Consider the following 20,181-nt stretch of genomic DNA (forward strand, 5'->3'; position numbering starts at 1 on the left):
CTGACCGGGCCCCGCCGCGTCCCACCGGGCGCACCACCCCCGAGGCGGAAGAAGACCCCCATGGAGTTCGCCGGCGACTTCGAGACCCACCTGACCCTGGAGGCCTCCTCCCCCGAGCACGTGGCGGAGGCGGCGGAGTGGGCCCGCGATCACGGACTCAAACTCACCCACATCGAGCTGGACCGGGGCGAGTCCCCGTCACAGCCGATGGTCACCTACCGCTCCGGCGGGAGCACGCTGAGTGCGGAGCTGGACGTGGCGCGGCGGTGGACGACGCGCCTGGCCGAAGCCGGGTTCGCGGTCACCCGCACCAAGGTCGAGGTGCCCCGTGGGGCCGCCGGGGTCCCCCAGGACCGTGAGGAGGCTGAGCGGCTGCCGGAGTCGTGCTACTTCGAGACGCACGTCAAGCTTCTGCTGCCCCCGGAGGCCGACCTGGCGGCGCTCTCCGCCCTCGTGGAACCGCACCGCGCACGGCTGTCCCGCAACGCGCGCAGGGTCCGCGACGACGGTTTCCAGGAACGGTTCGTCACCCAGAGGTGCTCACGCGTGGGCCGCCGGGAAGCCGGCCGCTTCGAGGGCCACCTGTTCCGGGCTCTGGAGGTGTCCGGCGTGGCGTTCGAGAGGCAGGCCGGCCCCCAGCCCCGGGTCCTGTCGGTGGAACGCGAGTTCGTCGTCCACGACACCGCCCTGTCGGTGGACGCCGGCTGGATGGACGCGGCGCCGGTCCGGGAGGAGGGGGAGATCCCGCCGTCCCCCTACGATCCCGGCAGCGACCGGCAGCGGCACCCCGACACCTACCTGCCCAACACCGCCGGACTGGAGGCCACCCAGGGGAAGGTGTTCGACCCCGCACTCAAGCACCTGGACGACGCCTACCGGGCGGGCGAGCCCGTGTTCACCGACCCCGGGCTGGGCTCCCGCTGGTGGGACGCCAACCAGCGGGCGATGGAACTGGCCCTGCGCGCGGTCGCGGGGACACCGTGGCGCGAGAGCCTGGTGCTGCGCGGCAGCATGCTCATGCCCGTGTGGGTGGGCAAGGCCGCCCGGCGCCCCCGAGACCTGGACTTCGTGGTGGTTCCCGCCGAGACCGCCCCGTTCGGCGATCCCGCGAACCGGATGTTCGCGGACCTCGTCGACGCGGTCACGGGCGCGGCCGCGGACGGGCTCTCCTTCGACGCCGGGGGCGTGCGCCTGGAGAGCATCTGGACCTACGAGCGGGTGCCGGGGCGCCGCCTGGTCGTCCCGTGGCACGCCGAGGGCCTGCCCCCGGGCACCGTGCAGATCGACGTGGTGTTCAACGAACCCCTCCCCGAGCCTCCGGTGGCGGTCACTGTCGCCGGGGCGGAGGTACTGGCGGCCGGCCCCGAACTGTCCCTGGCGTGGAAGGTTCTGTGGCTGTACACGGACGGGTACCCGCAGGGCAAGGACCTCTACGACGCCGTCCTGCTCGCCGAGAACGCACGTCCGTCCCGCGACCTGCTGGTCACCGTGCTGAGCCCCGAGATGGGCGAGCGGGCCGAGACCGTGGACGAGCGCCGCATCCGGGAGGAGGGGAGTCGCGCGGGCGCCTTCCGGTTCGACGAGTGGGAGCACTTCGTCCGCGACTGCCCGTGGGTGGAGGGCGGACCGGATGAGTGGGTCGACCGCTTCGAGGCCGCGATGGCGCCCGTCTTCCGGCGGGGATGATCCGGTGGGCCGCGCGGAGAACCGGCGCCGTGGACGCACCCGCGCCACGGTCCGCCGCCGACGTCCCGCCGCACGCCTCCCCGAGGGCCGGGGCGTGCCCTAAACTTTCGGGCCATGGCCGGAACTGAGCACGGAACCAGGCTCACACGCTGGTGGTCAGCGACCACCGTGCACGACGACGTCTGGGTCCCGGGGCGGACGATCGGTGGGTCGACCCTGGTCATCGGTCCGATCGTGTTCCTGTCGGGTCTGGTCGTGCGCCACCTCGCCCTGCGGGCTACCGAACTCACCCCCGAGCAGCAGTCGGACCAGCAGGTCTTCGCGGCGCCCTCGCAGCTGGCCGTGTACGCGCAGCACCCGGCGCTGACCACGGCGGGCTACGCGCTCTTCGCCGCGGGGACCGTCCTCCTGGTCCCCGCGGTGTTCGCGTTCGCCCAGATCGTGGCGCGCAGATCGCCCCGACTCGCCTTCTGGGGATGCACCCTGTTCGCCTTCTCCCTGCTGGCGCGCCTGTACGCCCTGGGCGTGGAGACGACCGCCTTCGAGCTGGTCGACGCTCTGGGCCTGGAGGAGGGGACGGCGGTCGTCATGGACGCCTACGAGGACCTGTCCTACGGGCCTTGGCGCGTTCCGGTCACCGCGTCGGCCGGGTCGATCGTCGGAGGGGTGCTGCTGGCGCTCGGTGCGTACCGGTCCACCACCCTCGGCCTCGCCCGCGGTCTGCTGCTGGCCGCGTTCGTGTGGCTCTGGGGCGGCGTGCTGAAGGAGAGCGACATCCTCAGCATCCTGCTCGGTACCGCGGGATGCGTCGTGTTCGTACCACTGGGCGTCCGCGTACTGCGTGGACGGATCCCCCACATGCGGACCAACGCGACCGCGTCCGGCCCGGCTCCCAGGCCGAAACTGATCAGCTGGTGAGTCCGGCACGGGCGCACCGGGACCGGGCCGCGACCACGCAGAACTAACCTGTGGGGATGCGGCAGACACGGGAAGGACTGCGCCGGTGGGCCCGCCCGGCCGCCGAAACCGCCCTGTGGGTGCTCCTGGGCCTGCTCATCGTGGTCGATCTGCTCAGCGCCCGAGACAGGCCTCCGTTCCTCGAAACGTGCGTGCTCCTCCTCGCCCTGGGCGTGTCGGCCGCGCTGTCCCGCTTCCTCCCGCTCACCGCCGTGGGCGTCGCGCTCGCCGGCGCGACCCTGCAGATGGCGGCCTCCGCCCTGCTGTTGACGCAGTCCCTCGCGCTCTCCCCCTGGCTGGCCGTGGCGGTTCTGTCGCTCCTGGCGGGGCTGCGCTCCGAACGGGTGCGCCCCATGGCCGCGATGGTGGTCGCGGCGTGCGCTCTCACCCTCGCCATGTACCTGCTGTCGGGGCTCGTGCTCGGCTACGACACCCGCACCTTCCTCTCCGGTTCCGTGGACTGGCTGGGCGGCGCCCTCGCCATCGCCCTGACCACGCTCACTCCGTGGCTGTTCGGCCGCTACCAGCGGCTTCACCAGCGCATGTCGCGGGGCGGCTGGGAGATCGCCGAACGCATGGAGCGGACGCGCACCGCTGAGGCCGACCGCGTCCGCCTGCGTGAACGGGCCCGGATCGCGACCCGGATGCACGACTCCCTCGGGCACGACCTCGCGCTGATCGCGGTCCGTGCCGCCGCCCTGGAGATGACCGCCGGGGACGGCTCCGAGCAGCGGGGCGCGGCCGGTGAGCTGCGCACGGCCGCGCACGAGGCCAACCTGCGGTTGCGGGAGATCATCGGGGTCCTGCGCGAAGGCGGCGACGACCCGGCACCCGAGCCGGTGGCCACCCTGGTCCAACGCGCCGCGGACTCCGGGATGCCGGTGCGGCTGCTGCGGGAGGGCCCCGATCCGGACCCGGCGGCCCCTGGCGGCGCCGCCGTGCACCGGGTGGTCCAGGAGGCGCTGACCAACGCCGCCAAGTACGCGCCGGGGGCCGAGGTGACCGTACGGGTGGTCCGCGGGGCCGACCGGACCCGGGTGTCGGTCAGTGACACCGGTTCCGCCCGGGGCGAGGTCCTGCCCCCGCGCAGGGCGGAGGGTTCCGGCCTGGCCGGGCTGCGTTCCCTGGTGGAGGAGCTCGGCGGCGACTTCTCGGCCGCTTCCTCGGACGGCTCGGGGTTCACCGTCCGGGCGTCCGTTCCCGACTCCGGTGCCCACGGCGGGGGACGGGAGGAGGCCGGGGGGTCGGAGACCCTGCGTGCCCACGGCGAGGCCCGGACCCGTGCGCGGCGCCGGCTGGTCGCCGCCGTCGCCGTTCCGGTGGCCCTGGGCCTGGGCATGGTGGCGGTCGGCTTCGGAATACTGACGTGGACCGGCGCCAACACCGTCCTGCCGCCCGAGCGCTACGAGCAGCTGTCCGTGGGAGAGGATCAGGAGCAGGTGGAGCGGGTACTGCCCCGTTTCGACTATCCCGAGCAGTCGGTGTCGAACCGGCCGCCGGAGCCGCCCGGCGCGGAGTGCTCCTTCTACCTGGTCCGGCAGGAGAACGGACTGCCTCCGGTGTACCGGCTGTGCTTCGCGGACGGGACCCTGGTGGACAAGGACAGGATCCAGCGCTTCGATTAGCCGGGGGCCGGGGCCGGATACCGGGTGCCGGGCACCGAGTAGGGTGTCGGCGTGGACGCGACAGACGGTGACGGAGTGCTGAGTGTCGTCCTCGCCGACGACGAGGCGATGATGCGCGCCGGTATCCGCGCGATCCTGTCCGCGGTGCCCGGCATCGAGGTGGTGGGAGAGGCCGAGGACGGCGCCGCCGCCGTGGCCCTGGTGGCCGAGCACCGGCCCGACATCGCCCTGTTGGACGTGCAGATGCCCGGCACGGACGGCCTGGCCGCGACGGAGGCCGTCACCGCGGAGTACCCGGGGACGGCGGTCGTCATCCTCACCACCTTCTCCGAGGACGCCTACATCACGCGGGCCCTCTCCGGCGGTGCCAGCGGTTTCGTGCTCAAGAGCGGCGACCCCCGGCAGCTGGTGGACGGGCTCCGCGCGGTCGCGGACGGCGGAGCTTACCTGTCGCCGGAGGTGGCTCGCCGGGTGATCGACGAACTGGACGCCTCCGGGGGCCGGCTGACCCGGGCGACGGCGGCCCGGGAGCGGGTCGGACAGCTCACGGAGCGCGAACGCGAGGTGCTGGCGCTGATCGGTGAGGGCTGCCCGAACGACGAGATCTCCCGCCGCCTGGCGATCGCCCCGGGCACGGTCAAGGTACACGTGGGATCGATCCTCACCCGGCTCGACGTGCGCAACCGGGTCCAGGCCGCCATCCTCGCCTACGAGGCCGGGCTGGTCTAGATACCGCCCGGCTCTCGGGAGCGCCGTCGGCGGAGGGCTTCGCCAGTGGCCCCGGGCGGACCACGCACGGCCCGTCCGTCCGCCCCCTTCGCCCGTCTACCCCTTTGTGCCTACCCGGTCGCTGCCGTCCAGGAGATGTGCGCGCGGGGCCCGGCGACCGAGGATCAGAGCATGATCGCCACCAACTCCGTCCGGAGGAGACGCGCGCTCGCCTACGGGTCGGCCGCGCTCGTCCTCGCCGCGACGTTCTCGCTTCCCGCCGCCGTCACCGCCGTCACCGATTCCGGGAGCCTGGTCCTCGCACCGCCCGAGCCCACCGGCCCGCACACCGTCGGCCGGACCGAACTACACCTCGTCGACCCCGACCGGGGCCATCCGTGGGTGGAGGAGGCCACCGTACGGGACGTCATGGTCAGCGTCTGGTATCCGGCCGGGGAGGGTGACGGCGACGCGGGCACCACGGACGGCGACGGGGGCGGCACCGGGCCCGAGCGCGCGCCCTACATCGCACCGTCCGTCGCCGATGTCTTGAAGAGCGAGCTGGAGCAGGGCGGGCTCCACCGCGACAGCGTCGACTTCGCCGCCTCCCGCGCCAACGCGTTCCAGGACGCGGCCGTCTCCGACGCCGGCCCTTTCCCCGTGGTCCTCTACTCGCCCGGGTTCCGGGAGTCCCGGTTCCTCAACACCTCCAACATCGAGGAACTCGTCTCCCACGGGTACGTGGTGGCGGCCATGGACCACCCGTACGAGACGTTGGCCGTGGACATGCCCGACGGCCGGGTGCTGCGCACGAACGCTCCCGACACCGAGACCGAGACCTACCGGGAGGCCATCGCGGTCCGACGCGCGGATGTCCGGCTGGTCCTGGACGGCCTGGCCGGGCTGGCCGGGGGCGGCGGCCCCGACGCGAGCGGCCGGGAGCTGCCCGCCGGGCTGGGCGGGGCGCTGGACATGGAGGCCGTGGGCATGTTCGGCCACTCCGCCGGAGGACTCACCGCGGCCGAGGTGATGCTCGATGACGAACGTGTGGACGCCGGCATGGACCTGGACGGCAGTATCGGCTACCACGTGGGCAACGAGATCTGGTCCGAGGCCAACCTGCGGGGCGCCGACCGCCCCTTCGCGCTCCTGACCGCGGGGCTGTCCGGCATCGCGCGGGCGCCGCACCACAGCGGGTACAACACGGGTTACCGGATGTTCGTGGAGGCCTCGTCCGCGCCCGTCCTGGAGCTGTACATGGCCGACGGCGAGCACATGAGCTACACCGACCACCAGTGGATCCTGCCCGCCATCGAGGAGTACCACCACCCGGACGGCCGCGCCTGGGAGGACCTGGTCTCCGAGGCGGTCGGCACCGTCGGCCCCGAGGGGGCCGTCCGTGCCCAGCGCGCCCACATCACGGCCTTCTTCGACGCACACCTGCGCGGGGAGGAAGCCCCGATCCTGGACGGCCCCTCCACCGGCCTCCCCGAGATGGAGTTCGTCGGCCACGACTGGTGACGCGGTTCCCGGAGGACTCTCCCGGGACCCGCCGTCCAGCGGAACCGAGCGGACCGGGCGGGCCGCCAGAACCGCGGGGGGCGTGTGCCGCGTCCTCGGACCGACGGCCGTCACCGACCAGCACGCGAGCGGGCCCTGGAGGCCGTCCGGGGCCCGCGCGGGGGGGGTGACGTCGAACTCGGACGGTGGGTGCTTGACATGACATCACTTATGACGTCAGTATGACGTCATGGATCTGATGCCGTATGTCGACGAACTCCGCCGCCAACTCCTGGTGGCCGCCGAAGCCGGGAATGAGGACACCCGCGTCATCGCCGAGCGCCTCAGTGCCGCCTTGGAGCCCGCTGCGCGTTTGACCCTGCTGGATGCCCTGTCCGCCGCCGTGGACGAGATCACGCGGGACCTCGCTCCCGGATCGGTCGAGGTTCGGCTGCGCGGACGTCAGACTGACTTCATCGTGACGTCGCCCGAGTTCGAGGATGCCGACGAGGGTGGCCTCCCGATGTCGCAGGTTCACCAGGGTGACGCCGGAGAGGACGGTCGGGACCTCGCGGAGCAGCTCCGGGCCGAGTCCGAGGACGGGGGAACGTCGCGGATCACCCTCCGCATGCCCGACCGCCTCAAGCCGCGCGTCGAGGAGGCGGCCCGCGGTGAGGGGCTGTCGGTCAACGCCTGGCTGGTGCGCGCGGTGGCCGCGTCGCTCGACAGCGGCAGGCGCCGGCCCGGCACCCGGGCGCGCCAGGTCGGCCGCGGCTACACCGGCTGGGTCCGCTGACCGGGCCCGACGCCCGAACCTCCACCACCACGTCTCCCACCAGCGGAGACGATCACCAGCGCCACGCCAGGGAGACAGCCATGCCAGTTTTCGACACCCCCGAACCGATCACCGCCGACATCAGCCTGGTGGCCGGAACCGTCCAGGTCAACGCCGGCGACCGTACCGAGACCACCGTCGAGGTCCGCCCACACGACGCCGAGAAGGAGGGCGACGTGCGGGCCGCCGAGCAGGTCGAGGTCTCCTGCATCGGCGGCCGCCTCGAAGTACGCGAACCCCAGCCCTCGGTCCTGGGCCGAATGATCGGGCGCAGGGCCGTGGTCGACATCACCGTCGAACTGCCCGCGGGCTCGCGCGTCCACGCCAGGGGCGACTACGGCGGTATCCGCTGCACGGGCGCCCTGGGCGCGTCCGAGATCGCCACCTCCACCGGCAACATCACGGTGGAGCGCATCGCGGGCGGCGCCAAGCTCACCACGTCCACCGGCTGGGTCCGGGCGGAGGAGATCGACGGCCCCGCCGTGGTCAAGACCACCACCGGCGCCATCACCCTCGGCGAGGTGGCCGGGGAACTCCGGGCGAACTCCGCGCACAGCGAGATCACCGTCGGGCGGTCCCTGTCCTCCGTCACGGCGCGCACCAGCTACGGCGGCATCCGGCTCGGCCAGGTGGTCGGCGGCAGCGTCGACGTGGAGACCTCCTACGGCGAACTGGAGATCGGTGTCCGCGAGGGCACCGCCGCCTGGCTGGACGCGGTCTCCAAGAAGGGGGTCGTGCGCAGCTCCCTGGAGGCCGCGGACGGCCCCGGCTCCGCCGAGCAGACCGTCGAGGTCCGCGCCCGCAGTGTCTGGGGCGACGTCCTGGTCCACCGGTCCTGACCACAGAGAAACGAGGCAGGCATGACACAGCACACACCCCGCGTGGCCGTCACGGCCACGGAACTGCGCAAGTCCTACGGCGACCACGCCGTGCTGGACGGCGTCGACCTGGAGATCCCCGCGGGAACCGTCTTCTCGCTGCTGGGACCCAACGGGGCCGGCAAGACCACCATCGTGAAGATCCTGTCCACACTGATCGGCGCCGACGGCGGCCGGGCCCGGGTCCTGGGACACGACGTGGCGACGGAGTCCGACGCGGTACGCGCCGCGATCGGCGTCACCGGGCAGTACTCGGCGGTGGACGGCCTGCTCACCGGGCGCGAGAACCTGATGCTCATGGCGAAGCTGCACCGCCTGGGCCGGGCCCGCGCCCGCCACCGCACCACCGGGCTGCTGGAGCGCTTCGGCCTCGTCGACGCGGCGAGGAAGCCCGCCGCCACCTACTCCGGTGGCATGCGCCGCCGGCTCGACCTGGCGATGACCCTGGTGGGCAAGCCCAGGCTGATCTTCCTCGACGAACCGACCACCGGCCTGGACCCGCGCAGCCGCCGGGACATGTGGCAGATCATCCGCGACCTCGTGGCCGACGGCGTCACCGTCTTCCTCACCACGCAGTACCTGGAGGAGGCCGACCAGCTCGCCGACCGGATCGCGGTCCTGGACCACGGCGCGATCGTGGCCGAGGGCACCGCCGCCGAACTCAAGCGCCGCGTCCCCGGCGGCCACGTCCGCCTGCGCTTCGCCGGGGCCGACGCACTGGAGTCGGCTGCCCGGGCCCTGGGCGGCGAGGCCGACGCCGACGCGCTGGCGCTCAGGGTGCCCGGCGGAGGAGGGGTCGCCTCGTTGCGCGACCTCCTGGACCGCCTCGACACCGCGTCGATCACCCCCGAGGAGCTGTCGGTGCGGACCCCGGCCCTCGACGACGTCTTCCTCGCGCTCACGGGCCACCGGAACGCCGACGACAACGCACGGAAGGCGAACCGATGACCGCCCTCACCCACGCCGCCGGCGACTCGGCCACGATGGTGGCCCGCCAGTTGCGGCACATGCTGCGCTACCCGTCCATGACGCTGCTCCTGGCCGGGATGCCGATCTTCTTCCTCCTTCTGTTCGTGTACGTCTTCGGGGGCGCCATGGGCCCCGGAACGGACGGCGCCGCGGCCAGCCGCGCCGGCTACCTCGACTACATCGCGCCCAGGATCATCCTGATCGCGGTGGCGAGCGCGGCACAGGGGACGGCCATCTCGGTGGCCATGGACATGACCGAGGGCATCGTCGCCCGGTTCCGCACCATGGACATCGCCCGGATGTCGGTCCTGACCGGGCACGTCGTCGGGAGTCTGGTCCAGGCGATGCTGAGCGCGGGCCTGGTCACCGCGGTGGCGCTGCTCATCGGATTCCGGCCCAGCGCGGGCCCGGCGGAGTGGCTCGCGGCCGTCGGCCTGCTGGCGATGGTCTCGTTCGCCCTCACGTGGCTTTCGGTGGCGCTGGGCCTGGTCGCCAAGACCGTCGAGTCCGCGAGCAACCTGCCCATGCCCCTGGTCTTCCTGCCCTTCCTTGGCAGCGGCTTCGTACCGACCGAGACGCTGCCGACCGGCCTGCGCTGGTTCGCCGAGTACCAGCCGTTCACGCCCGTCATCGACGCTCTGCGCGGGCTGCTGACGGGGACCGGGGCCGGCGGCAGCGGGGTCGCCGCGGTCGCCTGGTGCGCGGGCATCGCCCTGGTCTCCTACCTGTGGGCCAGGAAGCTGTACAACCGCGACCCGGCGGCCTAGAGACCGTTGTCGGAGGCCGGTTCCCCGGCCAGTGGCCGCGAGCGGTCAGTGGCCGGGGAGCCGGTGGAGGGCCCGGCCGCCTCCCGCTCCTGGGGGAGTACGGGCCGGCCGATCAGCACCGTACACACCCGTCCCGCGGGGTGGGCCGAACCGGAACGGCGCGGAGAACACTCCCTACACGTCGCGGACGCGCAGCTCGGTGTGGGCCACGATCTGCGCGGCCAGGGCCCAGCCCGCCACCGCGACGATGTTCACGGGCCCGTCGTGCGGTGCCGTGTAGAAGCCCACGTCACCGCCCGCGTAGAACTCGATCCCCGCGAATCCCGGCATCAGCGCCGCGAAGTCGTTGATGGCCTGCACCCCGGAGAGCTGCATGACCATCGGCAGTCCCAGAAGAAGCAGGAACCCCACGGTGAACGTGCCCGGCATGCTTCGCAGAGCCGTGCCGAGGCCGACGAACAGCACCGCGAACAGGGCCATGCACACACCCGCGCTCAGTGCCGTCACCAGGACACCGGGAACGTCGACGGCCGTGTACCGGCCGACGAACCCGGCCAGCACCGCCACCCCCACCAGCGTCGCCAGCACGCCCACCGCGAAGGCCAGCCCGGCGGTCACCAGCGTGCGCGCCGCCAGCACCGTTCCCCGGTCCGGCCGCCACAGCAGCGTGCTGGTGATGCCGCGGTTGGAGAACTCCCCGGTCGAGGCGAGCGAGGCCATGACCAGCACCGCGAACTGCACGAGGTAGAAGTGCCCCTCCGAGGTGAGCCGCATGAACGAGCTGCTGCTCGCCTCGTCGGGGTTCTCCACGATCCGGGTCCACTCCGTGTAGCCCATGAGCGCGGCGAACACGGCCATGCCCGCCAGGGCCGCGGCGACGGACCACCAGGTGGACCGTAGCGACGACTGCCGCACCCACTCGGCGGCGGCCTCCCGGGCCAGGCCCGGCCAGGGGCGTCGTGAACGATCCGCCGCCTTGGCCCCTCCGGTCCCGCGACCGCCGCCAGCCGGGCGCGCGGACGCCTCCTCGCGCCCGCCTACCTTCGAGGCACCAGACATACTCATCACATCCGACACGTTCGCCCCGCCCATACCGTCCTGCCCGTACTTCCCACCGTTTCCGACCTCGTCCGCCGGACCGCCGAAGGCCCTCATCGGGAGACCGGCCCTTCCGCGTCCGCCGGACCACCAGCCGCACGCGCCGCCTCACCTTGTCCCGAACGGGCACCGAACTCGACGGCCTCCCCGGTGAGTTCCAGGTAGGCCTGCTCCAGCGAGGCCTCCTCCAGACGGAGCCCGTGGACCCGGGCGCCCACCGCGTGCGCGTGGTCGCCGACCTCCGCCGCTCCCAGCCCGAACACCCTCAGGCCGGGGTCGCGGACCGCGCTCCCCGACCGGGCCCCCTCCCCGCCGCCGGTAGCGGCGTCGTCCGCCACGTCCTCGACACGCACCGGCGGCCCCAGCCGCTCCAGCCGCTTCCGAAGCCCTCCGGGGTCCGGGCTGTGCACCAACACGTGCGTGCGCGACCAGGCCGCGATCACCTCACCGATCGGCGCGTCCGTGATCATGCGTCCCCTGCCCACCACGACCAGGTGGTCGGCGACCATCTCCATCTCGCTCATGAGATGGCTGGAGACGAACACGGTGCGGCCCTCGCCGGCCAGCCGCCGTGTCAGGTCCCGCATCCACCGCACACCGTCGAGGTCGAGCCCGTTCACCGGTTCGTCGAAGACCAGCACCCCGGGGTCCCCCAGCAGCGCGTCCGCGACGCCCAGCCGCTGCCGCATGCCCAGCGAGTACCCGCCCACCCGCTGACGTGCGACCTCGGTCAGTCCGGCCTCCTCCAGCACCTCCTCCACCCGGCTCCTCGGGATGCCCCCGCCCACGGCCTTCGCGGTCAGGTGGGCGCGGGCGCTGCGGCCCGGGTGTGCGGCGTCCGGTGACAGCAGGGCGCCGACCTCCCGCGTGGGCCGCGCCAACCGTCCGTACTCACGGCCGTTGACCAGCGCCTCACCCGACGTGGGCCGGGCCAGGCCCAGCATCAACCGCATGGTCGTCGACTTTCCCGCGCCGTTCGGTCCCAGGAAGCCGGTCACCCGTCCGGGTTCGACGGTGAAGGTCAGCCCGTCCACCGCCGTTCTGTCCCCATAGCGTTTGGTCAGTTCGCGCACCGTGAGCATGGTGTCCCCTTTCTGACGCCCATAGGTGCACCACGCTAGGAATCGGAGCCCCCTTCCCACATCCGTGGTTCGTGGGAAGCCGACTAGGCACTTGTGCCTATCCCGCCGGCGCCGGGCCCATGACCGGCACTGTTTCGCCGAGCCGACGCCCGGGGTAGGTGCCGTTCGTGGCCGGATGCGACCCGACCGGCCGGAATGGGGGAAACCATGCGGGCGTCCATCGGCGACTACGTACACACTCACGGGGTCGCCAGCACCGATGGCAAGTACACCGGGGAGATCGTGGAGATACGCGGCGCCGACAACGGCCCGCCGTACGTGGTGCGGTTCCCCGACGGCGAGGAGCGGATCATCTACCCCGGTCCGCACACGGTGGTGGAATCCCGGCACCCGGTGGACTGACGGAGCCGGACGGGCTCCGAAGCGGGGCGGCGGCGGACACGTGCACGCCGCCGCCCGTGCGTCAGGCCGACAGCCGGTCCAGGAAACCGGCGAGGTTGGCCCACGCCCGCTCGATCTGCTCGTCCACGGTGAGGTCCTCCTCGAACCGTCCGCCGTGACCCGGGTCCTTCTTCCCCCGGATGTACAGCGAGCACGCGAAGTCCGCGCACATGCGCAGTCCCACGGTGTTGCCCTCACGCCCGGGCTTTCCCGCCTTGGGCGCCCTCATCAGGGTCACGCCCTGACCGCGATGGGTGGTCAGGCACACCGAGCACACGCTCCGGCGCAGCCCGGTGCGCACTGTCGGCAGCCGGAACGCCACACCCATGAGCCCGTCGCCGCGCTCGACGACCATGTAGGCGCGTTCGTGCGCGGTGTGGTCCCGCCAGCCGAGGAAGTCCAGGTCCTCCCACGGGACCCGGTCCAGGTCACGCGGCGGGGAGAGCCGCTTGGCCTCCCCCTTCGAGCAGTTCACGAAGGACGCCCTGATGTCCTTCTCCGTCACAGGTTTCATTGGATGGACGCTAGACCGAGCGGATCGTTCCAGGCAACGGATTTACACGCGTCGGAGCAGGTAGAGCGCGAAGGGCCCTCCCCCGTGGAGGATCTCGCGCGCGTAGCGGAAGCCGAGCCGTTCCATGACCGCACGGGAACGGAGGTTGTGGACCTCGGTGAAGGAGGCCACCTCCTCCGCGCCGAAACCGTCGAAGGCCAGCGTCAGTCCCGCGCGCCCGATCTCGCTGGCGTAGCCGAGCCCCCAGAACCGTTCGCGGACCGCCCAGCCGATCTCCAGGCGTCGTGCGCCGTCCACCTCCGCGTAGGACAGGCCGCCGCGCCCCACCAGTTCGCCCGACTCCCGGTCGTGGGCGATCCACTTGTGCACACCCTCGGTCGCCCAGGCGCGCTCCATGTACAGGGCGCTCTCCCATGCCTCTCCGCAGGTCCATGTGCCGCCGAACCACCGCGCGATTCCGGGGTCCCGGTGCAGGCGCCACAAGTCGTCGGCGTGCTCGGGCCCGATGGGCGTCAGGACCAGCCTCTCCGTGACACGTGTGCCGGACGGGCTCGGGGCTCCGGACCGGCCGGGGACACGGGGGAAGCGGGGCATGTCACAGGCTCCCGCGGTCCGTCGTGGCCCTCCCGGAAGTACTCCCGGGCGAGGCGGCCGCCCCCTTCGCTCTCACACGGGGAGTCTAGGTCCGGACCACCTCGAAAGCCCATACCCCCGGTGTACTGCGGTTTCCCCTCCCGCCCGCCGAGTGCCTGGCCAAGAAAGCGGAGAAGGTATCTACCAAACAGGCGTTAAGTGTGTTTTCATTCGTCGGTGACGGCGGCGAATCACCACCGCACACGCTCCCCTCGGGCCCGGTGGCCGCGTTCGTGTGGACCCCGTGGGGTTGGCCGACCCCCCACCGGCCCGTTCCAGACCCGGGTGCCTCGGCCCGCCCATCCCGCCGGGGCACCCGCCTCCCGCACGCCCCCCGAGGCGGATGGCCGCCTCGAAGCGGAGCGCCCGGCCCTGGCGGTGACCGGGTCCGGCCCCGAAGGGGTAGGAGTGAACCGGGGCCCGATTCCGGGGCCTCGGACCCACGTCGAGGAGGACACATGGAACTCGGTCTGCACGTCGCTGACTTCACCTGGGACGGCGGGACGCCCGCCATCGGCCCGACTCTCGCCGACACCGCCCGCCAGGCCGAGGCGGCGGGAATCTCGCGGCTCACGGTGATGGACCACTTCTGGCAGATGGGCGACGACACCGGCGCCCAGGAGAACGCCATGCTGGAGGCCTACACCACCCTGGGGTTCCTGGCAGCGCACACCGACCGGATCCTCCTGCACACCCTGGTCACGGGAGCCGTGTACCGCGAGCCGGGGGTGCTGGCCAAGCAGATCAGCACGCTCGACGCTCTGTCCGGGGGCCGCGCCGGGCTGGGCGTGGGAGCTGCCTGGTACGCGGACGAGGCGCACGGCCTGGGTATCCCGTTCCCGCCCACCGCCGAGCGGTTCGAGCGGTTGGAGGAGACGATCCAGATCTGCCTTCGGATGTGGGACGACGACGAGGGCGCCTACCAGGGCAGGCACTACACACTGGACCGCACCCTCAACTCCCCGCGGAACCTGTCCGAACCGCACCCGTACCTGATGGTCGGCGGCAGCGGCGAGAGGAAGACCCTGCGGATGGTCGCCCAGTACGCGGACGCGTGCAACGTCTTCGGCGGACCCGGGGCGGAGCACAAGCTCGACGTACTCAGAGGCCACTGCGAGGCTCTGGGGCGCGACTACGACCGCATCGAGAAGACCACGACCTTCTCCTTCACCCCCGACAGCACGCGTGACGAGCTGGTCCGGCGGCTCCTGGAGATGAACCGGACCGGGTTCACGGTCGCCTACGTGTTCGGCCAGGGGTTCTCCGACCCCCGTAAGGCGGTCGAACTGCTCGCCTCCGTCCTGCCCGAGATCGCCGACGCCTAGGGCCGCCTTCACCGGATGATCTCGCCCTTACTGGCACTCTCGACCGCCGACAGTGCCGGTAGAGGCAAGATCATCGCTGCCGGGCACACCCGCCGGCACCACGGCCCCGGGTCCGAAACCGTTCCGGGACCGGGGCCCCAGGTCACAGGGAATCGATCAGCTCGCGGCAAGCGCGCTCGCAGCGTCGGCACGCCTCCGCGCACACACGGCAGTGCTCGTGCATGGAGGCGTGCGCATCGCACTCGTCGGCACAGGTCTTGCAGGTCTGCTCACAGGCCTCCAGGACCGCCCGGGTCATGTTGGCGTCGTAGCCCGTGTGGCGCGAGAGCACCCGTCCGGTCGTGTCGCACTGGTCCGCGCAGTCGAGGTTGGTGCGCACGCACTTGACGAGGTCGGCGACCGCGTCCTCGCTCAGACAGGCGTCCGCGCACGCGGTACACGACTGGGCGCACTCGAAGCACGCCTCGATACAGGCGCGCAGCTTCTCCCGGTCGACCCCTCCCAGGCTCTCGGGATAGGTCTCCAGCATCTGGCCGGCCACGCTCATGGCTCCTCCTCCGCGTCGAAACGTCCAGGACTGCGACCGGCACCGGGGAGCGCCGGTCCGCATGCCACTAACCACCGGAGGCCGCGGTAAACGCCGGGGGTCCGGTGCGGCCGGAGCGGCTCCGGCCGAACCGAACCCGTGATGGGCCTCCGGGCCCCGTCACCGCACCCGGACGGTCGGAGCTTCCGCACGTGGAGCGGTCGGCCCGGTGGCCGGACGGTGTCCGGCCACCGCCGTGGCCCTACTCCCCGTCCTCCTCGGAGCCGGAGCCGTCACCGAGCATCCCGTCCATCTGCTCGATCTCCGCCTCCTGGGCGTCGATGATCTCCTGGGCGAGTTCGAGGGCATCCGGGGCGGCACCGTTCTCCAGCTGGTCACGGGCCATCTCGACCGCGCCCTCGTGGTGGTCGATCATCATCTCCAGGAACATCGTGTCGAAGGCGTCGCCCTCGACCTGCCCCAGTTCCACCATCTGCTCCTCTGTCATCATCCCGGCCATGCCGTCGTGGTTCGCCCCACCCGCGGGGCCGGCGTCCCAATCGGCCAGCATCCCGTCGAGCAGTTCGATCTCGGGTCCCTGCGCGGCCTCGATCCCGGCAGCGAGCTCCCTGACCTCCTCGCCAGACCGGCTCCGGGCCAGCTGCGACATCTCCACGGCCTGCTCGTGGTGCGGGATCATCATCTGGGCGAACGCGACGTCAGCGTCGTTGAACTCGGCTTCGCCCTGCTGCGAGACCGCGGACTCGGAGGTTTCCTCGGCGGCCCCGCCGCAGGAGGCCAGGAACAGCGCGGAGGCCAGGGCGGCCGGGGCCAGCAGGAACGCGCGCGTACGGGTGTCAGTGGTCATTCTCGGTCCTTCTCGTCAAAGTTGTCCGCGCAGGGCGGCGACGCCGCGGCGTGGTGAAGACAGGGCACGGGACCGGGCATCGGAACGCATGGGCCCGCGGAGACGCCCGGGGAGGGCTTCTAAACCCTCATGACCTGTAATCCCGCCAGGGAAGGAGGCCCTGTCGGGACGACACGTGCCACCAGCCGCCGTATCGACGACGGTGGCCGAAGCAGCGGGCCGGGCCAGGGAACGAACACCACCGCGGCCAGGCCGATCAGCGCGGCCGCCATCCCGCCGATCGCCAGGCACATCGAGGTAGCGTCCATGGCCGGGGAGCGCGTGTCCGTGTGCGCGATCTGGTCCGGGGCGGTCCGCCCCACGGATTCCGGATCGACGTGCGCGGCGACCGAGACGGCGATGGCGGGCTGGTCCGGGCTCTCGGACGGATGACCCAGGGTGTGCATGGTCGCGACACCGAACAGCAGTGACACGAACAGCAGGAACCGTGCCCAGGCCGGTCCGGGGCGCGCCGCGCGCTCATGTGTCACCACCATGCTCATGGAACCCAGCGTAGCCCTCAATGTGAGCGTACGGTGACCGGTTCGACACGATGAGGAGTGGTGGCCTCGCCGCCATGTCACCGATCCGTGCACGGACGCGGTCACCGGGGCGAGGCCGTCCCCGGCCTACGTGTCAGCGCCCCTACTCGCCCGGTTGGACATCGGCCGTCCCGGGGCCGTGGTCGGGCAGCGCCGAGCGGGCGGACGCCTCCCGGTGCAGCCGCAGGAACTCCAGGTGGCGCTCGTACTCGTCGAGGATGTTGCCGATGAGCTGTTCCTTGGTGAAGCCCATCACATCGTAGCCCTGGCTGCCCTCGGTGAGGTAGACCTCGAAGCGCACGTAGGTGTCGTGTTCGGTGAGCGTCCGCATGGCGAACGACGGCGTGGGCATCTCGATCGGCCACACGCGATAGCTGAACTCCTCCTCCTCGCCCATCGGCACCTTCAGGTCCAGGTGCGCGATCCCGGCGTCCTTGTCGACCCCCTCGGTGACCGTCGCCTCCACGCCCTGGTTGCGCAGCTCCTCCGCGACCTCCTGGAACGCGGGACGGCACACCTCCTGGACGAACCTGCTGGCCGCACGCCTGCCGGGGAAACTCACCGCCCTCGTGAGCCGCTGCCGCCAGTTCCTGCCCGTGCCCCGGCGATCGACCGTGGTCCGGTCCGACAGCGACGACGACAGGGTGGTCTTGAACGCGTCCTCCCGGAGCCGTTCGACCCGTAGCGCCTTGTAGAGGCCCCAGACGATCAACAGCATCACGAACGAGAACGGCAGGCCCATGATGATGGTCGCGTTGGTCAGCGCGTCCACGCCTCCGACGATGAGCATGGCGAGGGTGAGCAGGCCGGTCGCCGAGGCCCAGAAGATACGCACCCACGGGGAGGCGTCGGTGGTCGGCGTCGGCAGGTGGGAGCTGAGGTTACCCATCACCAGCGCACCGGAGTCCGCGGAGGTGACGTAGAGCAGCAACCCGACGAAGGTCGCCAGCCCGGCGCTGAACAGCACCCCCGGATACTGCATGAGCAGCGTGTAGAAACCCTGCTCGGGCACGTTCATGGCGGTCTCGCCGAACTCGGTATTGCCCCGTCGCACGACGCCCAGCGCGCTGTTGCCGAAGATCGACAGGAACGTCAGCGTGTACAGCAGCGGGACCACCAGCGTCGCCGTGACGAACTGCCGGATGGTGCGGCCCCGCGAGATCCTGGCGAGGAACAGTCCGACGAAGGGCGCCCAGGCGATCCACCAGGCCCAGAAGAACAGCGTCCAGGCGTTGAGCCACTCGGTCGGCTGGTCGTAGGCGAAGGTGTTCAGCGTCATCGAGGGGAAGCGGCTGACGTAGTCACCGATGTTGAGGATGAGTGCGTTGAGCAGCTGGGCGGGGTTCTCGGCGATCAGCACGTACAGCATCAGGAGGATGGCGAGCAGGACGTTGAGCTGGGAGAGCCGCCTGATTCCCCGGTCGACACCCGCCACGGCGGACACCGTGGCTATGAGCACGGCGACGAGGACCAGCCCGATCTGCGCCCCGATCCCCTCGGGGATCCCGAAGAGGAAGAACAGCCCGTAGTTGAGCTGCACGACGCCGATGCCGAGCGACACGGAGATGCCGAAGATGGTGCCGATGATGGCCGCGAGGTCGACCGCGTCACCGATCCGGCCGTGGATGCGCTTGCCGATGAGCGGGTACAGGGCCGATCGGATGGCCAGCGGAAGGTGGTAGCGGAACGCGAAGTAGCCCAGCGCCATACCCATCAGCGCGTACATCGCCCACCCGGTGACGCCGTAGTGGAACAGTGTCCACACCACGGCCTGCCGGGCCGCCTCGACGGTCTGCGGGTCGCCCTCGGGCGGCGCGAGGTAGTGGCTGACCGGACCGGAGACGGAGAAGAACATCAGGTCGATGCCGATACCCGCGGCGAACAGCATGGAGGCCCACGCGAACACCCCGTAGTCCGGTGTGGAGTGCTGTGGTCCGAGCTTGACCTTGCCGTACCGGGACACGGCGACGAACACCACGAACGCCAGGTACAGGGTGGCGACGAGGAAGTAGTACCAGCCGAACCCCCGGGAGATCCACGCGACGAGCGTTCCGATGGTCTCCTCGGCGCCCGTCGGCGTGATGATCGCCCAGATCGAGATCGCGAGGATCAGCACGGACGAACCGACGAAGACCACGGGCTTGATCCGGCTCTTCCCGCTGTCGGCCGCGGGCGCCTGAGTCCCTGGTTCCGCCGCGCTGTCCTGCTCTCCGTTGGTGGACACCGATCTCACCTCTCATCCGTACGATGCCGGTAGTGGTTCCCTGCGTCTGGCGGCAACGAAGCGTTACCGAGGGCGGGGTCGGCGGGCCTTCCGGCGAACGCCGGCACCAGGGCACGGGTGTCCTCGTTGACGGGACGGGGATCCACGGACGCGTCGGCCGCCCCCGGCCCGCCGACATCGTGCGTTCGCGTCGACGTCGAATCCGCCGTGGACCTCGCGTCGGCTTTCGCGCACCGGTCCGGCGGTGGCCGGACAGCCGCGCCCGGCCTTGGCCGGGAAGCCGTCGTGGTCCTCCACGACCAGCGGGAAGTGCAACTCCGAACAGTCCACGCACCTATGATCCATGCCTGTTCGGCTCCGGTGCGGTAATCCGCGTATGACGGTGTGCCGCCGGGCGGATCACCGGGCGAGGAGCGGCATCGGTGAGCAGCACCACGGGGGCCGCTGGTTCACGGCCGTGTCAAGAGCTCGTTCATCGGACCGCTTCGCCGTGCGTGGCCGCGGCGCGATCGATGAGGCCGGCGGCGTGCGGCGTCAGGGCGAAGGGGTCAACGTGGGTGCTCACGGGGCCGGCGGCCGGATCGCGCGGTCCCCGGCGTACACGCACGGTGTCCACGGGCGATTGCCCTCCAGGTGCTGAGGCTGCCAGCGACAGTGGCTCCGCCTGGAGCTGCCCCAGGTCAAGAAGGTAAGAGCCAGCGAGGGGAATCGAACCCCTGACCTATCGCTTACAAGGCGATTGCTCTGCCGATTGAGCTACGCTGGCGGGCCGCCACGGCCTTGGCCTCGGCGACGTCCCTGGGAAATGGTACCGGTTCATAGGCCGCCAGGCCTACTCGGATACCTCCGAGCCGCCGCGGGGCCCGTCCCCGCCCGCGTTCCCTCCCCGATCCGGCAAAGAAGCACGAGATGGCGCACGGTGTCCGATTACCGGCTGTCCCGTCCGGAAACGAGAAGGGAACGT

Annotated in this window: 19 protein-coding genes and 1 tRNA gene; 11 read left to right on the forward strand and 9 right to left on the reverse strand. The window is 71.5% G+C overall.

Annotated features, from left to right (window positions below; all coding sequences use genetic code 11):
* The first annotated feature begins 60 nt into the window (after positions 1 to 60).
* The 9 genes from AC0T5L_RS03065 (at position 61) to AC0T5L_RS03105 (ending at position 9,925) form a co-directional block, all read left to right on the forward strand.
* Entirely contained in the window at positions 61 to 1,686 is a 1,626-nt protein-coding gene (locus AC0T5L_RS03065; protein WP_476163791.1) for a nucleotidyl transferase AbiEii/AbiGii toxin family protein, read from the forward strand.
* A 114-nt stretch (positions 1,687 to 1,800) separates the two neighbouring features.
* Positions 1,801 to 2,604, forward strand: a complete 804-nt coding sequence (locus AC0T5L_RS03070) for a hypothetical protein (protein ID WP_476163792.1) — start codon at positions 1,801 to 1,803, stop codon at positions 2,602 to 2,604.
* 56 nt (positions 2,605 to 2,660) lie between these two features.
* Complete coding sequence (locus AC0T5L_RS03075) at positions 2,661 to 4,268, forward strand: sensor histidine kinase (RefSeq protein ID WP_476163793.1); 1,608 nt, start codon at positions 2,661 to 2,663, stop codon at positions 4,266 to 4,268.
* Positions 4,269 to 4,343: 75 nt separating this feature from the next.
* Positions 4,344 to 4,997: a response regulator gene (locus AC0T5L_RS03080; RefSeq protein ID WP_476164088.1), complete on the forward strand. Its 654-nt coding sequence runs from the start codon at positions 4,344 to 4,346 to the stop codon at positions 4,995 to 4,997.
* Between the two features lie 171 nt (positions 4,998 to 5,168).
* On the forward strand, positions 5,169 to 6,497 hold the full coding sequence (locus tag AC0T5L_RS03085; protein ID WP_476163794.1) for an alpha/beta hydrolase family protein: 1,329 nt from the start codon (positions 5,169 to 5,171) through the stop codon (positions 6,495 to 6,497).
* A 229-nt stretch (positions 6,498 to 6,726) separates the two neighbouring features.
* Positions 6,727 to 7,272 carry a histidine kinase gene (locus AC0T5L_RS03090; protein ID WP_476163795.1) on the forward strand — a complete coding sequence of 182 codons (546 nt, stop codon included), beginning with the start codon at positions 6,727 to 6,729 and terminating at the stop codon, positions 7,270 to 7,272.
* 80 nt (positions 7,273 to 7,352) lie between these two features.
* Positions 7,353 to 8,150 carry a DUF4097 family beta strand repeat-containing protein gene (locus AC0T5L_RS03095; protein ID WP_476163796.1) on the forward strand — a complete coding sequence of 266 codons (798 nt, stop codon included), beginning with the start codon at positions 7,353 to 7,355 and terminating at the stop codon, positions 8,148 to 8,150.
* A gap of 21 nt (positions 8,151 to 8,171) precedes the next feature.
* A complete protein-coding gene (locus tag AC0T5L_RS03100) occupies positions 8,172 to 9,137 on the forward strand; it encodes an ATP-binding cassette domain-containing protein (protein WP_476163797.1) in 966 nt (321 codons plus the stop codon).
* The gene (locus AC0T5L_RS03105; protein WP_476163798.1) at positions 9,134 to 9,925 is read left to right on the forward strand and encodes an ABC transporter permease; all 792 of its coding nucleotides are present in this window, start codon (positions 9,134 to 9,136) and stop codon (positions 9,923 to 9,925) included. The genes AC0T5L_RS03100 and AC0T5L_RS03105 overlap by 4 nt, the downstream gene beginning before the upstream one ends.
* Before the next feature lie 174 nt (positions 9,926 to 10,099).
* On the opposite strand, the gene AC0T5L_RS03110 is transcribed toward AC0T5L_RS03105, so the two are convergent.
* Together AC0T5L_RS03110 and AC0T5L_RS03115 are read right to left on the reverse strand one after the other, a co-directional pair.
* Positions 10,100 to 10,984 carry an ABC transporter permease gene (locus AC0T5L_RS03110; RefSeq protein WP_476163799.1) on the reverse strand — a complete coding sequence of 295 codons (885 nt, stop codon included), beginning with the start codon at positions 10,982 to 10,984 and terminating at the stop codon, positions 10,100 to 10,102.
* Positions 10,985 to 11,076: 92 nt separating this feature from the next.
* Entirely contained in the window at positions 11,077 to 12,105 is a 1,029-nt protein-coding gene (locus tag AC0T5L_RS03115; protein ID WP_476163800.1) for an ATP-binding cassette domain-containing protein, read from the reverse strand.
* A 207-nt stretch (positions 12,106 to 12,312) separates the two neighbouring features.
* Here AC0T5L_RS03115 and AC0T5L_RS03120 point away from each other — a divergent pair, with 207 nt between their 5' ends.
* Positions 12,313 to 12,507, forward strand: coding sequence for a DUF1918 domain-containing protein (locus tag AC0T5L_RS03120; RefSeq protein WP_476163801.1), 195 nt, complete (start codon positions 12,313 to 12,315; stop codon positions 12,505 to 12,507).
* A 61-nt stretch (positions 12,508 to 12,568) separates the two neighbouring features.
* On the opposite strand, the gene AC0T5L_RS03125 is transcribed toward AC0T5L_RS03120, so the two are convergent.
* Entirely contained in the window at positions 12,569 to 13,060 is a 492-nt protein-coding gene (locus AC0T5L_RS03125) for an FBP domain-containing protein (RefSeq protein ID WP_476163802.1), read from the reverse strand.
* Positions 13,061 to 13,102: 42 nt separating this feature from the next.
* Complete coding sequence (locus tag AC0T5L_RS03130; RefSeq protein WP_476163803.1) at positions 13,103 to 13,654, reverse strand: GNAT family N-acetyltransferase; 552 nt, start codon at positions 13,652 to 13,654, stop codon at positions 13,103 to 13,105.
* Positions 13,655 to 14,151: 497 nt separating this feature from the next.
* Between AC0T5L_RS03130 and AC0T5L_RS03135 the strand changes: the two genes are divergently transcribed.
* Positions 14,152 to 15,018, forward strand: a complete 867-nt coding sequence (locus AC0T5L_RS03135; RefSeq protein WP_476163804.1) for an LLM class F420-dependent oxidoreductase — start codon at positions 14,152 to 14,154, stop codon at positions 15,016 to 15,018.
* A gap of 142 nt (positions 15,019 to 15,160) precedes the next feature.
* Here AC0T5L_RS03135 and AC0T5L_RS03140 read toward each other — a convergent pair whose 3' ends face one another.
* The 5 genes from AC0T5L_RS03140 to AC0T5L_RS03160 form a co-directional block, all read right to left on the reverse strand.
* Positions 15,161 to 15,565 carry a four-helix bundle copper-binding protein gene (locus tag AC0T5L_RS03140; protein WP_476163805.1) on the reverse strand — a complete coding sequence of 135 codons (405 nt, stop codon included), beginning with the start codon at positions 15,563 to 15,565 and terminating at the stop codon, positions 15,161 to 15,163.
* Positions 15,566 to 15,806: 241 nt separating this feature from the next.
* The gene (locus AC0T5L_RS03145; RefSeq protein ID WP_476163806.1) at positions 15,807 to 16,412 is read right to left on the reverse strand and encodes a DUF305 domain-containing protein; all 606 of its coding nucleotides are present in this window, start codon (positions 16,410 to 16,412) and stop codon (positions 15,807 to 15,809) included.
* 119 nt (positions 16,413 to 16,531) lie between these two features.
* Entirely contained in the window at positions 16,532 to 16,954 is a 423-nt protein-coding gene (locus tag AC0T5L_RS03150) for a DUF6153 family protein (RefSeq protein WP_476163807.1), read from the reverse strand.
* Positions 16,955 to 17,096: 142 nt separating this feature from the next.
* On the reverse strand, positions 17,097 to 19,217 hold the full coding sequence (gene betT, locus AC0T5L_RS03155) for a choline BCCT transporter BetT (protein ID WP_476163808.1): 2,121 nt from the start codon (positions 19,215 to 19,217) through the stop codon (positions 17,097 to 17,099).
* Between the two features lie 693 nt (positions 19,218 to 19,910).
* Positions 19,911 to 19,983, reverse strand: a tRNA-Thr gene (locus AC0T5L_RS03160).
* Between the last annotated feature and the right edge of the window lie 198 nt (positions 19,984 to 20,181).

The organism is Nocardiopsis sp. TRM 82005, assembly GCF_056312425.1.

Bases quoted from the DNA above. Each gene is read 5' to 3' on its own strand.
- AC0T5L_RS03065 (WP_476163791.1), top strand. From the start codon at position 61: ATGGAGTTCGCCGGCGACTTCGAGACCCACCTGACCCTGGAGGCCTCC.
- AC0T5L_RS03070 (WP_476163792.1), top strand. From the start codon at position 1,801: ATGGCCGGAACTGAGCACGGAACCAGGCTCACACGCTGGTGGTCAGCG.
- AC0T5L_RS03075 (WP_476163793.1), top strand. From the start codon at position 2,661: ATGCGGCAGACACGGGAAGGACTGCGCCGGTGGGCCCGCCCGGCCGCC.
- AC0T5L_RS03085 (WP_476163794.1), top strand. From the start codon at position 5,169: ATGATCGCCACCAACTCCGTCCGGAGGAGACGCGCGCTCGCCTACGGG.
- AC0T5L_RS03090 (WP_476163795.1), top strand. From the start codon at position 6,727: ATGGATCTGATGCCGTATGTCGACGAACTCCGCCGCCAACTCCTGGTG.
- AC0T5L_RS03095 (WP_476163796.1), top strand. From the start codon at position 7,353: ATGCCAGTTTTCGACACCCCCGAACCGATCACCGCCGACATCAGCCTG.
- AC0T5L_RS03100 (WP_476163797.1), top strand. From the start codon at position 8,172: ATGACACAGCACACACCCCGCGTGGCCGTCACGGCCACGGAACTGCGC.
- AC0T5L_RS03105 (WP_476163798.1), top strand. From the start codon at position 9,134: ATGACCGCCCTCACCCACGCCGCCGGCGACTCGGCCACGATGGTGGCC.
- AC0T5L_RS03110 (WP_476163799.1), bottom strand. From the start codon at position 10,984: ATGTCTGGTGCCTCGAAGGTAGGCGGGCGCGAGGAGGCGTCCGCGCGC.
- AC0T5L_RS03115 (WP_476163800.1), bottom strand. From the start codon at position 12,105: ATGCTCACGGTGCGCGAACTGACCAAACGCTATGGGGACAGAACGGCG.
- AC0T5L_RS03120 (WP_476163801.1), top strand. From the start codon at position 12,313: ATGCGGGCGTCCATCGGCGACTACGTACACACTCACGGGGTCGCCAGC.
- AC0T5L_RS03125 (WP_476163802.1), bottom strand. From the start codon at position 13,060: ATGAAACCTGTGACGGAGAAGGACATCAGGGCGTCCTTCGTGAACTGC.
- AC0T5L_RS03130 (WP_476163803.1), bottom strand. From the start codon at position 13,654: ATGCCCCGCTTCCCCCGTGTCCCCGGCCGGTCCGGAGCCCCGAGCCCG.
- AC0T5L_RS03135 (WP_476163804.1), top strand. From the start codon at position 14,152: ATGGAACTCGGTCTGCACGTCGCTGACTTCACCTGGGACGGCGGGACG.
- AC0T5L_RS03140 (WP_476163805.1), bottom strand. From the start codon at position 15,565: ATGAGCGTGGCCGGCCAGATGCTGGAGACCTATCCCGAGAGCCTGGGA.
- AC0T5L_RS03145 (WP_476163806.1), bottom strand. From the start codon at position 16,412: ATGACCACTGACACCCGTACGCGCGCGTTCCTGCTGGCCCCGGCCGCC.
- AC0T5L_RS03150 (WP_476163807.1), bottom strand. From the start codon at position 16,954: ATGAGCATGGTGGTGACACATGAGCGCGCGGCGCGCCCCGGACCGGCC.